Annotated in this window: 11 protein-coding genes and 1 pseudogene; 4 read left to right on the forward strand and 8 right to left on the reverse strand. The window is 44.9% G+C overall.

Features of this window, described 5'->3' with window-relative positions; all coding sequences use genetic code 11:
* The first annotated feature begins 120 nt into the window (after positions 1-120).
* Positions 121-909, forward strand: a complete 789-nt coding sequence (locus tag L4C44_RS03960) for a formylglycine-generating enzyme family protein (RefSeq protein WP_428804421.1) — start codon at positions 121-123, stop codon at positions 907-909.
* Positions 910-1,109: 200 nt separating this feature from the next.
* Positions 1,110-2,792 (forward strand): alkaline phosphatase family protein, encoded by a 1,683-nt coding sequence (locus L4C44_RS03965; RefSeq protein WP_285954574.1) that lies wholly within the window; start codon positions 1,110-1,112, stop codon positions 2,790-2,792.
* A gap of 139 nt (positions 2,793-2,931) precedes the next feature.
* On the opposite strand, the gene L4C44_RS03970 is transcribed toward L4C44_RS03965, so the two are convergent.
* Positions 2,932-4,026 (reverse strand): substrate-binding domain-containing protein, encoded by a 1,095-nt coding sequence (locus tag L4C44_RS03970; RefSeq protein WP_428804422.1) that lies wholly within the window; start codon positions 4,024-4,026, stop codon positions 2,932-2,934.
* An 81-nt stretch (positions 4,027-4,107) separates the two neighbouring features.
* Between L4C44_RS03970 and L4C44_RS03975 the strand changes: the two genes are divergently transcribed.
* Positions 4,108-5,226: a substrate-binding domain-containing protein gene (locus L4C44_RS03975; RefSeq protein WP_428804423.1), complete on the forward strand. Its 1,119-nt coding sequence runs from the start codon at positions 4,108-4,110 to the stop codon at positions 5,224-5,226.
* A complete protein-coding gene (locus tag L4C44_RS03980) occupies positions 5,223-7,709 on the forward strand; it encodes a putative bifunctional diguanylate cyclase/phosphodiesterase (RefSeq protein ID WP_428804424.1) in 2,487 nt (828 codons plus the stop codon). The genes L4C44_RS03975 and L4C44_RS03980 overlap by 4 nt, the downstream gene beginning before the upstream one ends.
* A gap of 86 nt (positions 7,710-7,795) precedes the next feature.
* Here L4C44_RS03980 and L4C44_RS03985 read toward each other — a convergent pair.
* The 7 genes and pseudogenes from L4C44_RS03985 to L4C44_RS04015 all read right to left on the reverse strand — a co-directional run.
* Positions 7,796-7,949, reverse strand: a pseudogene (locus tag L4C44_RS03985) (lipid kinase YegS); the annotation flags it as partial.
* Positions 7,950-7,963: 14 nt separating this feature from the next.
* A complete protein-coding gene (locus tag L4C44_RS03990) occupies positions 7,964-8,869 on the reverse strand; it encodes a LysR family transcriptional regulator (RefSeq protein WP_086713838.1) in 906 nt (301 codons plus the stop codon).
* Positions 8,870-8,947: 78 nt separating this feature from the next.
* A complete protein-coding gene (locus L4C44_RS03995) occupies positions 8,948-10,327 on the reverse strand; it encodes a BatD family protein (RefSeq protein ID WP_428804425.1) in 1,380 nt (459 codons plus the stop codon).
* Entirely contained in the window at positions 10,324-12,030 is a 1,707-nt protein-coding gene (locus L4C44_RS04000) for a vWA domain-containing protein (RefSeq protein WP_428804426.1), read from the reverse strand. Before L4C44_RS04000 ends, L4C44_RS03995 begins: the two co-directional genes overlap by 4 nt.
* Positions 12,023-13,102, reverse strand: coding sequence for a vWA domain-containing protein (locus L4C44_RS04005; protein WP_428804427.1), 1,080 nt, complete (start codon positions 13,100-13,102; stop codon positions 12,023-12,025). Before L4C44_RS04005 ends, L4C44_RS04000 begins: the two co-directional genes overlap by 8 nt.
* Complete coding sequence (locus L4C44_RS04010; RefSeq protein ID WP_428804428.1) at positions 13,095-13,637, reverse strand: DUF4381 domain-containing protein; 543 nt, start codon at positions 13,635-13,637, stop codon at positions 13,095-13,097. Before L4C44_RS04010 ends, L4C44_RS04005 begins: the two co-directional genes overlap by 8 nt.
* A complete protein-coding gene (locus L4C44_RS04015) occupies positions 13,638-14,600 on the reverse strand; it encodes a DUF58 domain-containing protein (RefSeq protein WP_428804429.1) in 963 nt (320 codons plus the stop codon).

The raw sequence follows: 14,600 nt of genomic DNA on the forward strand, positions 1-14,600 counted from the left end.
TAGTGTCTGGTTCCCATCATAATTCCGAATTAAGTCAGTGGCATGTTATACCCTTTATAACCAATAGGAATGACCAAAAACGTTAGAATTACGCCCTATTTCGAACATTTGAGGCACGTGATGAAATTTATCAATTACAAACATTTAGCAGCAGTTAGCGGCGTCACCATGACTATTTATCTAAGCGGCTGTGCAAGCGTGCCTACACACCCTATCGCTCAAAAAATTGACCAAGAGATGGTGTTGGTTGAAGGCGGAACATTCACCATGGGCTCAAACAGCCCAGAGGCGACCAAAGCAGAACGACCAGCCCGTGATGTAACTGTAGATAGTTTCTACATTGCGAAATTTGAGGTGACTCAAGAATTGTTTGAATCGGTGATGGGTTCATCTCTCAGTTATTTCCAAAACCCGCAAGTTCCGGTCAACAACCTAAGCTGGCAACAAGCGAACTATTTCGTTGAGCAGTTGAATGAACTAACAGGCGAAGAGTACCGCCTACCAACTGAAGCTGAATGGGAGTTTGCTGCGAAAGGTGGCAACAAAAGCAAAGGCTATACTTACAGTGGTTCCAACAACTTAGATGAAGTTGCGTGGTACTCAGCAAATTCAAAAAATAGCGCGCATCCTGTCGGGTTAAAAAAGCCAAATGAACTAGGCTTATATGATATGACAGGAAACGTTGGGGAGTTTGTTATCGATGCCTTCGATGACACTTTCTACCGATTTGGTCCAACAGACAATCCAAACAACGCTAAACACAGTAACGTAGGCTTATCGCATAAGTCCGTTCGCGGTGGCAGCTTTGCTTATGACAAAAATGAATCTGAAAGTTACCGTCGTGACTTCGCAAGCCAATCGATCACTATGTCGGACATGGGCTTGCGTTTAGTTAAGGATACGAACTAACTAAAGCTGTGAACTAGCTAGAGATGTGAACCAGCTAAAGGTGCCGATGGTTATGACTCAATAATCTTCACCAACAATACTAAAAATACGATTCGCACTGTACACACGTTAGAAATCTGGCCAAACATTAGAAATCTGGCCAAACATTAGAAATCTGCCAAACGTTAGAACTCTGCGGCAACAGTGAATAAGGAAACTCTATGCAATACACCAAGCTTTCAGGACTAACACTCGCGTTACTCTGTGCCCTCCCTGCTTCGGCTGCGGAAAAGCCAGATCTAGTCCTTCAAATCACAGTAGATGGCCTGCGCGCAGACCTAATCGAGCGATATAAGCATAACTTCGGTGAAGGTGGCTTTCGCTACTTAATGGATGACGGTACTTATTACACCAATGCTAACTACCAACACGGCAACACAGAAACCATTGTAGGACATGTGTCGCTTGCAACAGGCGCTCCACCGAGCGTACACGGCATGGTAGGTAATGTTTGGTATGACCGTAGCGAAGAACGTTTGGTGTATAACGTAGAAGATGGCAACTACGCCATGCTGACTTCGGGTGCGGGTGTCGACAAAGCCACCGAGATCGATCCAACACAAAAGACAGCGCAAGGTGACGGCCGCTCTCCAGAGCCAATTCTCGCCACCACCTTTGGCGACGAACTTATGATTTCCAATAGCGGAAAATCGAAAGTGTTTGGTGTATCGGTAAAAGACCGTGGCGCGATTTCGCTTGCAGGACACAGTGGCAAAGCTTTTTGGTTCTCTAAAGCACAGTCTGAGTTTGTGACCAGCAACTATTACTACGACGAATATCCTGCTTGGGTATCTCGCTGGAATGAAAAAGCCATTGCCGCTCAATACTCAAAACAGAGATGGGAACTGTCGTTACCGCGTGACCAGTACACCCTGCAAGAACACAATACCGAACACAAAGTGAAACTCGGTGATTTCCAACGCACCTTCCCTCACCCATACGGCCCGGCAAGCTATAAGTACTTCAGTACTACGCTTACTGTGAGCCCTGCTGGTGATGAAATCACAGAAAACTTCGCAAGCACCTTGTTGATGCAAGAGAAGCTAGGACAAGGTGACGTAACCGATTATTTATCTGTGAGTTTCTCGTCAAACGACTACGTGGTGCACCTATACGGCCCAGAAAGCCTAGAAACAGAAGACAACCTAATCCGACTTGATAAGACTCTCGCTAAGCTTTTCAAAACCGTTGATAACCAGGTGGGGCTAGAGAACACATTAATTGTGCTGTCTGCCGACCACGGTGTTCCTGAATCTTCACCTGCGGCAAATGCGCTTGGCTTCAATCAAGCTCAATACTTTAATAAGGATAAACTGCTCTCGAGTGGTGTTGAGAAACGATTGAAGGATGAATTCGGCTTAACTAAAGATGTGATTCGTTTGTATGCACAGCCTTATATCTATCTGAATCACGATTTAATCGCCGAGAAGAAGCTTGACCTCGCTAAGGTACAAGAAGTAATTGCGGATGAAATAGCAAAAGTGAAAGGCGTTGCATTTGCAGTATCAAGTAGTGATATCGCAGCCAACCGAGTACCGGACACGCACGTAATGCAGCTAATCAAAAACAACTACCATCCAGCTCGTTCTGGCGACGTGTATGTGGTATTTGCACCGCGTAGCTACATTAACGACATGGAAGGCCTTCAAATTGCCTCGACTCATGGTTCTCCGTGGAAATACGACACCCATGTACCGGTTATTTTTGCAGGCTACGATGTTGAAGCTCAGAAGATCTCGCGAGCAATCACGCCATACGACATTGCACCAACACTTTCGAATAAGCTAGGGATCACCCAACCAAGTGGCTCGATTGGAGAGGTGTTACAAGAGATCACTGAGTAGACTAAATCTCCAAGGTTTCGTCATCTAAATTTCAAATTCAGCACCCACCCAATAAAAGAGCCGTTTATCCATTGCTGACTGACTCAGTCGAAACAGGCAAGCGGCTCTTTTGATTAATGGTGGTCCGATTGAGTCGAGCTTAATTTTTTCCCGAGTAACGAAAGGCTTCTTTGGTTAGCTGATTTAGTTGGGCGTCATTCATCTTGTTATGTACAACAGTGATACGGCCTAGGTAAACCAACGGGACTTCTGCCTCTCGCTCTTCCAAATGAAACTTAATAGCTTCAGCCGTAGCGACACCAAGGTCATCACTCATTCGCATAGGTGTGGCATCCAATTCATCGGAACGAATCTTTTCTATCTCTTTCGCGGTACCGCCCCAACCCGTCACATAGATTTCAGATAACATGTCAGCCTTGTTTAATGCATCTACCGCTCCCATGGTCATCGCAGTATTGGCATTGTGAACCATCGTCACTTCAGGGAAGTTGCCGAGCACTAAACGAACGCCATCGGCTCCACCTAACTTCTGGTACTGCCCAAAGTGCTCATACACCGTTAACCAATCGCCTTTTTCTTCTACGCAATCAATGAAACCTTGTGACCGTTGAGTATCTGTTATTCCTGGGATACCTCGATTTGCTGAAAATTCGACCTCCCTTCCCAGTTCTTTTACTACGTGATCACATAGAGCCTCAGCCCCCATCGCACTCGAGAAATCGAACCAACTATCTGGTTGATGTTTCCATTGCTCATTTGGTGTGTGGAACGCCCAAATAAAGGTTTTAAAATCTTTTGAAGCAGACAATTTTTGAATGTTACCGGCTTGGATACCAAGCTCAGAAGGACCAAAAATGACGAAGTCATAAGGCATCTCAGAATTCAGGACTTGCTCGGTGTATTGGGTCTGTAACGAGTGCTCAATTTGTCGGGACGTAAACTCATTGATCTCAAAAGGCAGCTCCAAAGCAATGAGCCTTTCCTTCAATGCGGTGAAATTTCTTGTCCAAAAGTCAGAAATATCTGCACTTGGATAAATCAGCGCAATTCTTACCGGTTTTTCTACCGACATCGGAGCTAATGACATTGGCTCGCCACTTACAGTCTCTTGAAATTTTTCAAGTTTCTTTACATCAGCCTCCGATCTTACCCCATCTGCATTGACGTACAAAGGTAGGCAAAAACACGCTGTCAGTAGGGTTGGCAAAACATTTTTATAAATTTGACCCGGCATAACTGTTACCAAATGTTTGAATGTTTATTAACAATATTATAAATATAGGGTGATTATAAGTTAAAGCGTTTTATAAGCCATATGAATAAGAGATTAAATTTTGCGAGTTTGTTGCTTGCTGCTACTTGCTACTCTCCGAGTTTTGCGGGTAATCATGACGATGATTTCTTCAAATATGCTGAAGAAAAAGTGATGCGTGCGGTTTCCAACCAAAGAACTTGGGATGGCCCTATACAAGGCACTGCTGTACGTCATGAAAAAAACGTTATTTTTGTCGCCTCTGATTTACGTAATGGTGGTGTTTACGGGGTGGGTAAAGGCATCTCCGAGGCCATTTCAAACATCAATTGGCATCTAAGGTTCATTGATGGTTTGGGCTCTGAAGTACGCCAAGGCGCAGCTATCAGAAAAGCGATCAGCTTTGAACCCGATGCCATTGTTCTCGGCGGTATTGATGCTGTTCGACACAAAACCATTTTGAAACAAGCGGAAGATCTCGGAATTGTTGTCATTGGTTGGCACGCAACCGAGCTTGTCGGCGGCAACCCTGAAATAGGCTTATACACCAACATCACCACTGATCCTCTCGATGTGGCGGAAGTTGCAGCGCTACTCGCGATCGTAAACTCAAACGGGCGAGCAAAAACCATTGTGTTTACCGACCCGAACTATGAAATAGCGATGATAAAAGCCAACGCGATGGTCAACACCATCAAACGTTGCGGTACATGTGATGTACTTGAGCTGAACTACTTACCACTCGATAAAATTGCCGAGCAGATGCCTGCGACATTGAAGAAACTTGATAAGAAGTATGACGAGAAAATAACTCATATCTTAACCATCAACGACCTTTACATTGATTACGCTATCCCTTCTTTTGAATCTAATCTCGAAGAGCATCGGCTAATACCACAAAACATTTCGGCAGGTGACGGCAGCAAAGCCGCATACAAAAGGATTAATAGCGGTCAATTCCAACTGGCTACTGTACCTGAACCCTTATATCTACAAGGTTGGCAAATTGTCGACGAGCTCAACCGAGCATTCAACCAGATGCCTCCAAGTGGCTACTCTGCCCCTGTACATCTCGTCACGCCCGATAATGTTGAAGAACTCATCAGCCAGTCAGACAAAGGAATCTACGACCCTAAAAATGGCTACCGTGAAGCATATCTGAAAATTTGGAAGCCACAATGAAACTACCTCAGATAAACATAACCCAACGGCTCATTATTTCGAACCTGGTTTCGCTATTGATTGTGAGCCTTGCCGTCATCATGGTGATCCGCTCGCTCTATTACGTCGAATCGACGCTCAAAACGGAAACCTCAACACACGTATCAGATTTGATTGTTAACTCAGAGATCAGCCGACGCGTATTCACTTTAACCTCCCGCGTTAAGCTATTGGAACAGACCTTTTTGTTCAGTGAAACCACACTGTCTGAAGAAGCATTCAATGTTGACTTCCAACTGCAACGGCTGAGAGACCTCTCGACCAACGAAGGATTCTCACAAAAGATCGACGCCTTTATCGATAACTTCCACCGTTTCTTAGGCAGTTCGCTAGCACTAAATAGAATCCTCAAGCAGACCAATCAAATCGACGCTGCGTTAGCCGAGCAACTTGATCAACTCGAATTTGCGATAGCCGACAGCAAACTAAAGCACTTAGACCAACCTAATTTCATACGTTATAACAATGAATTAGACCTCATCAACATGCTACGAGAGTCATTCCTCACCTCGGGTAAAATGGTCGGTGACATTCACAGCCGTATCACACCAGAAACGGAGAAAGTTCTGCTTATCGAAGTCGAGAAAGAGCTCGACATATTTTTACTCCACTTAGAAAACGTTGATATTGGAACGGCGGCGGTTATCGCAGAGAAGAAACGAATCCACCGCACGGTGAAACGATACAACGCGGCTTTAAAACGCATTCGAGCAAACCTGGAACAGCGTTGGTTGGTGATGGCATCGCTGTTAGTTGCTCAAAGTGACTTGTTGGAGATGGTAGAACAAACGGAATCACGTGTACAAAGCCAAGCCTTAGAATTAACAGACCAACTTGAAAAAGAGATTGGCTTATCAAGACTTAACGCAATTGTTATCAGCTTTTCAGCCTTTGTATTATCGATGTTGCTGGTTAGCCACGTTGTTAGACACCACATTAGAAAACCACTCAATGCGCTTAGACATGGGTTCGACCGTTTAGAATCCGGTAGCCTAAAAAACCCAATCAATTTGGGCAGACGTGACGAATGGTCTCACTTAGAAAAAGCCTATAACGACATGGCCTTAAGGCTATCTGAGGCCTATCTCGATCTCACTGAAGAGAAAAAGAACTTCGACTTCCTCGCGCACCATGACCCATTGACTAATTTAGCCAACCGACTGTTGGCAACCAAGCTGTTGGATGAAGAAATTAGAAAATCCAGTGAAAGCAACGCCTCTTTCTTATTGTTCTATCTCGATATTGATGAATTTAAGACCATTAACGACTCCTTAGGCCATGCGCCCGGAGACAACTTATTAGTCAACGTCTCTGACATCCTGAGTAACTTAGTCGGCGATAAAGGCTTTGTTGCACGAATGGGTGGCGACGAGTTCTTACTTGTGTTTTCCAACGTTGGCCTAGAGGAAGGTGAACCCATCGCCGATCGCTTAAATCAAGCGCTAAGAAAGCCGTATTACATCGATAATAATTCTATCTTCGTCTCAGCGAGTATTGGTGTGTGTGAGTACCCTACTCATGGTTTGGACCGTGAAACCTTAATTCGAAACGCGGATACTGCCATGTATCACGCCAAACGGAATGGTAGAGACCAATACAGAGTATACGCAGATAGAATGACCCATGAAGTGAACGACTTAATCGAAACCAACATCGGGCTTCATCAAGCGATCGCCAACGACGAGCTTGAAGTCTTCTTCCAACCAAAAGTCGACTTAGACTCACAGGAGATCATCGGTGCCGAAGCTCTTATTCGTTGGAGACATCCCAAATTAGGATTACTTCCTCCAGTTGATTTTCTTGAAGTTGCTGAGAAAAGTGACCTGATCATCGACATCGATAAATGGGTATTTAAGAAAGTGGCGAACTTGATCACGGAATGGCAACATTCGGGAATAGACCTACAAGACGTGATTTTCTCAATCAATTTCTCAGCGAGAATGTTCTATATGACAGACCTCGCTGACCAGTTACAGGTGATACTGGATGAAACGGATTGCCAACCTCACCAATTATTGCTTGAGATTACCGAAAGAGACATGATGCGCGATTTTGAAACCTGCTCGAGAACCATTGAGGTGCTCCATTCTAAGGGGTACAAGATTGCTATCGATGATTTTGGTACGGGGTACTCTTCACTGTCGGTATTGAAGAACCTTTCGGCAGATTGCGTAAAGTTAGATCGAAGCTTTATCGAAGACATCAACTCTTCAAAGGTCGATTACGAAATTACTTGCGCGGTTCTTAAGCTCGCGCAAATACTCGACTTTTCAGTAATTGCTGAAGGTCTTGAAACCCCGAGCCACGTTAAGACACTGCGTCAGATTGGTTGTAAATATGCTCAAGGCTATTTCTTCGCGCGCCCTCTGCCGATTGATGACTGGTTGTCTTACTTCTTGCTTAACTCCGAGCAGAGTCAAAAAAGGCATAACGTCAGTTTTTAATACTAATGAGCTTCAATCAAACAGCTTGTCAAGTAAGCCAGTGATTGGTTACTCAAGTGCCTTCACTGGTTTTTTACCAACCAAGGGCAGTTTGCCTCGCTCACTAAGCGGAACATGTCCGACGATTCCCAGAACACTCTAACTTGTAGAACAATATCATTGTCTCTAGCGGCAAAGATGACTTGCCTTAACTCTGGAGTCTTGGCTTTTTCCATTTAAAATCGCGCGAATACTACCCATTCTCTCTCTTTAGACTAACTTGATATTTCTTTTGCTGCCGCTTTAATCTTGGCTCGTAACCACTTATGGCTTGGTTCATTAGTGCGACTTGGGTGCCAAATCATACACATATCGAGGTCTTCCAACTCAAATGGTAAAGGCAGTGTTTTAACCGCGTACTTTTCAGAAAAACAACGCACTGATGAAATAGGTAACACCCCGATATAATCAGACCCTTCAATAACAGGTAGCATCTCGACAACACCCGCAGCACGATAGACTATTCTACGTTTTTCTAGGTCACTGTAGTGTTCAGAGCTCAATAAGCTTTTACGTGCATGCCAACGAGATACAACCACATGCTCAAGTGCTAAAAACTGTTCCATATCAATCGTATCGCCAATCATAGGGTGGTCTTTGCGGCACACCACCACCAACTCTTCTCGAGAAATCACCTCATGCTTAAGCATGGTTCTTCCTTTTGGCGTCATATCGACAATAACATCGTGTCTTTGGAGCCTTAAATCAGACTCGTAGTCTTCCGTAAATAAAGGATGAACCTCTAGTGCGATACCAGGAGCAACTTGGCTGATTAACTGCATAACTCTTGGCATCATTTCGTAGCTCGCCGCCGAGACGCAGGCAATTGAAAACACGCGGCCTGAAGTTTTAGGGTCGAAGTCTCTTGATGCGGATAAGGTAGAAGTAAAGTTTTTAAGCGCAGCGGCCATTGCAGGATAGATATCAATAGCAAATGTGGTCGGCTCTACGCCAGAAGTGGTTCGGTGAAACAGTGGCTCATCATAGATATCTCTCAACCTTGCAAGCGCTTTACTCACAGCCGGTTGGCTTATATCCATGCGATTAGCAGCTCTTGATAAGTTCTGCTCTTCATAAATAGCGACAAATATAGGAATTAGATTTAGCTCGGTACTTTTCATACAGTTCCATATTAAAGAAGCAGGTTCCCTATAGTAGAGAACCTGCCGAGTATGTTCGATGCGAATGACTAAAGTTTGCTACTTAGTTCTATCTTTTAAGTCTGGCAAGGCTTTCGGGATTTTCAAGCGGTCGAAAATTGAACGAGAATTACTCGAGTTTGATGTGTCAGCGGGTAAGTAACGTAAGCCTTTCCATAAACGAGTAAATACGTTTTTGTCTTCGCGCCCTTGTTGAAGGGCTTCGCTATCCTCTAGCCAACGCTTTTGTCCATTCAATTTACCAAGTTGTACTTTATCCAGTTCTAGTTGAGAGGTTTCGTTTCGTAATTGACGATAAATAAAGGTTCTCAATTCAGCCCAATTACCATGCTTAAGTAAACGACGTAATACCAGCCAACTCGGTGTTGGACGGTTTGTGTAATAACGTTTAACAGCAACAACTAACGCAATGCAGACTAACAGAGCCAAACCAACTGTAATAAACACTGACATGTAAGCCTTGATAAAGGATTGGAGCGTGTGTTTTGCTTCAAACACCTCACCTTTTATCACTACACTTTCAAGACGTTGATTCTTGCTGTCCCACCACTGGAATGAAAAATCCGGCAAGGTAAATTCACCACCTTGTTGAATCACATATACCGTATCTTCAACTCGGCTTGAGCGATAATCACCACGTTCTTGAGTATCATTCAAACGATTAGGTTGAGGATAAGCTTGGTACTGCTGAGTCGATTCATTGTTTAACACATTCGGCAGTAATACAGACAAGCTGTCTTTGGCCTTGATAGTTACCGTTCGAGTAACCGCATCGCCAACTTTCAAGTTTTCATTCGAACGTTGCCATTGCTGTTCAACATCCACATCTGTTGCAGAAAACCAAGGCGATTCATCACTTAATAAACCTGAAGGTAGTGAGGCTTCAAACTTAATCGGCTGCGTGTAAAGCGTGCCGCCAACGTTAGAACCATCAGGTGCAGAAACTTGGACGCGAACCGGCACGGTTGGAATGACAAACTCGCCAGAAGTCATCGGATAGAGCGTCACTTCCCATCGTTGACGTGACCATGTAGTACCGCCGACTCTTTCTGTATAGTTCGTCGCGAGTTGGTTACGCTGCTTAGCGATCACGTTAGGGATTTCGATACTGCCAATTCGAGTGCCGCCAGTTAACCAGCGCGGTGTCGCCACCTCAATGTTCAGAATGACCTGCTCATTTACGCTGACTTTGGTCGGCGTTATCTTGTCGCCTGACTTGGGTTTCTCACCTACCCAAGCGATAAGCTCAACGTCACCACTTTTTTGTAGATCGAAGATGTCAGTAGCAGAAGCAAATGCAGAAAAAGCAGTGCTAAACAGCAAAACCATCGACACAAGCAAGGTCTTGGTTAAGTTCAACGACTTTGCCCACCCTACCTTTACTTGAACCAATTCAAGAGTTAAATCATATCGACTCATTGTGCTTGCTCCTGTTTTTGCGTCTGTTCGATAGACGGTGCAGGATCTCTTAACTGAATTTGAAATTTCGACTTTAAGAAGAACTTAGGATCCGCTTCAACGCGTTTTAACCACTTGTCGGCAAGCTCTTGGCTGCCCAATATTTCATTGGCGTTAAGCGTTTCCTTGAGCATCAATTCCGCTACCGTTTCTTCTTCAGCGCCATCACCCGTTCGCGGCTGATCATCTTCGAGTTCTAAAGATTCTTCAGGACCATCTGTGGTTCCAGATTGGCTTTCGCTGGTTCGGTTTACCTCTTCGACAATCCCGCTAAGCACTGCGAGGTTATTTTCCACATCCGTTCTCAGTTCTGGAGACAAGTCCCCTTTTTCACTTAATGACTTCAAAAGGTCTCTAGCAGCAAGATATTCACGCTGCCTGGCTAACGCGTTCGCTGCATTGTACAAACCAAGGTCAGTTTTGGTTTGCAAAAATGCACTGTGAGCTAGCTTAAAATCACGAGCATAGTAGTAAGCCGCGCCCTTTCGCATTGGGTCAGTAAAATGTTTGGCAGCTTGAAGGTACTCCTTTTGATTCAACAAACGTTGACCTTGTTGATCGGGCGTTAGCCATAAGTCCCACCACCATTGAGCTGTTTTATCCCAAGCTGTAAGCGACTCCACCACGATTGGTTTCTCAGCCGTTAAGTTGACTGTTTTCGCAAAAGTATTTGGTGAATAGATGCTGCCTGAAATCATCATGCCAACGACACACCACTGCACCAACCACCCTTTTCTGAACCACAACAACATAATGATCGCCATTGGAATAAGCAGGCCATAGCCCATGTCTTTCCATGGCATAGAAGATTCACCGTTAAGTTGCATGTTTCTTTCAACAGCTTGATTCAACTGTTGAATATCCGAATCGTCAACGGTCACCTCAATCACTCGACCACCTGTCTTATTCGCCAAATTACGCAATGAATCGAGGTCGACTGGATTATCGCTCAGCACATTGCTGTTTCCTGCGGCCAGAATGAGCAACTGATACGGATTGTCGTTAAAGAAACTCTCATACGCCCTAATGGTGCTTGGGTTTACACCATCTGATACCAACAGTACAGAAGAGCCTAACTCACCAGACAATTGCTGATTAATTAGTGGCAACGCTGCTTCTGCTGACTTACCTGATACTGGCATAATGTCGGGTGTGATAGCCGCTAGAAACGGTTCGAATACTTTGCTGTCTTGCGTAACGGGCATTGCCACGTGTGCGCTCCCTGCGTAAACCACTAAGCCCGTAGTGCCGCCTTTGCGAGCTGCTAGTAAGTCTCTAATTTTCTGCTTAGATCGCTCCAAACGACTCGGAGGTAAATCTTTAGCGAGCATGGATTCACTATTATCGAGCACAACCAACATCGACGCTTTGTCTTCACCAAAAGGCGAAGCTTCACGTTGCCATGTTGGGCCTGAGCAGATAATGATGGCGATAGTCACAATCACCACCAATAGCTTCAACGGTAATTGCTTACGCCACCCTGTTTCGCCAATCGTCAATGCATCACGTAAATGTGAAGGTAGAATGTCTTTCCACGTTGGTTTGGTCTCTTCTCTCCAACGAACCCATAACAGGAAGAACATCGGAATAAAGGCCAACAACCACAAAGGTCGGATAAAATGAAACTGGGTAAAGAACTGTTGTAGAGTGAGAGAATCAGGCATCATCCTCTCCTTTCAATTTTTTAGTTTTAGAAGCCAAAAGCGACCTTCTACGTAAAGTCGCCAGACTAAAGGCAGTCAGATACATCACAACAACAATCGCCATTAAGTAATGGTGCAGCCCCTGTTTAGGACGATAAGTGGTACTTTCATATAATTGTGGTTCTAGCTCACCAATCTGAGCGTAGGCTTTGGTCAGTTCGTCGCGGTTAAGCGCCTCAAAGGCTTCGCCACCAGACTCTTGAGCCACTCGTTTGATGGTTTCCATATCCAAAGCCACTTCACCAACGGTTTGTGGGTCACCCATGGCGATCACGTGAATACGAACGCCTTTCGCCTTCGCAACTTTGGCTGCATCAATCGGTTCAACAAAGCTTCCAGTATCATTACCGTCGGTTAGTACGATCACGACCTTCTCTTTTTCGTTGACATCAACACTCGAATCTTGAACGGCAGCACTTTGCTTTTCGCTTTGTTCAAACACCTTAATCGCCAAGCCAATTGCATCACCTAAGTGGGTACTTTGGCCTGCCATCGCAACATCAGTTTGATTAAGTAGTTCAAGCCATACATCTTGGTCTGCAGTAAATGGCGTCTGCACAAACGCAGCATCACCAAACAAGATCAAACCGAGTCGGTCACCTTTTCTGGTTTTTGCAAAGTCAGCTAACACTTCTTTGGTCGCATCTAAGCGAGAAATTTTATCGCCCCGCTTAGAGGTAAAGTCTTGCTCTGCCATCGAGCCCGACAAATCGACCACCACCATCACATCCCGACCTAATTGTTCGCGAACCTGTGGCTCACCAAGAATGGTTGGTTTCGCTAACGCGCATACGACCAATATCCAAGTAATAATGAGCGTGGTTCGTTGCCACCAGCTTGGTGTTAACTGGCTTGCACCTTCTGACGGTGCTTCCCCAATTGCTTCAACCAATTCTCGAAAAAATGGCACTTTAATCGCCATTTGCTTAGTTCGATAAGCTGGCACGGCAAAATAGACCAATAACGGCAAAGGCAACGCGATAAACCACAGCGGATGCGCAAATTCAAAGCTGGCAGATAAAACATCAAACATTATCTTGCCCCTCTACCGTAACTTGTACATTCGACTTGTGAAGTTTTAACCACATCATCGCGGTTTGAATCACCTCTAAACGCTGTTCAAAGCTCAAACGCACATTAGGGTCAATTAGGCTCTGCATCCATAATTCCGAGACTTCATCAGCAAAGAACGCATTGCTGTTTTCACTGGTGTTAGCGCTAACAGGCAGATAAGCGTTCAGACGGTTCACATAAGCTTGGCCAAACAACTTGGCATTACTGCTGTCTAGGTAACGAAGCACCACTTTCAGTACTTTAAAAGTTCGCTCGGTTGAATTTTTGTCTCGTGCATCCAATACCATAAGCTCTTGAAGAGCTTCTTTTCGATAACGGTTATTCCACCATCTCTGCGCCAAACGATAAGCCAGATAGATAGCGACCAATAACAGAATAACGCCGAGGATCTTCCAGCCGATCGTTTGAGGAGCCCAGCTCACACTGTCAGGAATCGCTACATCGTGCAGTTCGCGGAGGATATAAGTACTTGGGGGCGTATGTTCAACAGCCATTTAGCGACCTCCCACTAGCTTCTGCAGCTGTGATATGTGATTGCCCGACGTGTCTAATTCAATATAAGGGAGTTTTTTCATCGCCATCAATGTAGCAAGGGACTGTTTCTGAAGTGCCGCTTTCTGAGCAAGACTTTCACTTGCGAGGTTTACCTTAGATTGGCTATCCAGATTAAGTTGAAAGCGACCATCACCCACCACCCAGTTTGCGCTTGCAAGATCTTGAGGTAATGACTGTTCTAATGGATCGGTGACCATAATGGCCAAGATGTCATTGTGTTGCTGTAACTGCTTTAGTCGATCGAGATGTTGTTCTTGGCAGTCTCGCCAGTCACTAATAAATATCAAGGTTGATTGCTTGAGCCTCATTCGCTTAATCAGTTCAATCCACTGGCTAAAACCAACATTATCTCCATCGCTTACCTTGACGCCTAAGCTTTGATTGGCTTTAGTAAGATGTTTTAGCTGAGCCAATAAATCAGATTGAGAACGCTGCGCTTTGGTATGAAAGAGTTTTTGGTGTGAGGCTAAAACGAAGCCTACTCGGTCGCCATCTTTGAGCACACGCCAACTACACAATGCCGCAACTTCGGCTGCGACGACTGACTTCATGGTGTCTTGAGAGGCAAAGAACATTGAGCTGCGCTGATCGACACAGATCATCACATTACGGTCTTTTTCTTCAGTGTAACTGCGAACATGCGGCTTCCCCGTTCGCATGGTGACTTTCCAATCAAGGTTACGAATATCATCACCAAGTTGGTAGTGTCGTAACTCCTCAAAATTCAAACCACGACCACGGAACAAAGAGTTATGTCTACCCGAAAGTACGCTGCCCGCTTTTAAATGAGGTAACAGTGAAAATGACTCAGCTTGAGCCTGAATTCGCACTAACCTTGAATAGTCACAGTAAAGTCGAGGATCAAGGCCTTGCGGTTTAGGAGCTTGTGTTGGCTTCGCCAT

Origin of the sequence: Vibrio satsumensis (assembly GCF_050337435.1) — a bacterium.
GTDB lineage: Bacteria > Pseudomonadota > Gammaproteobacteria > Enterobacterales > Vibrionaceae > Vibrio > Vibrio satsumensis.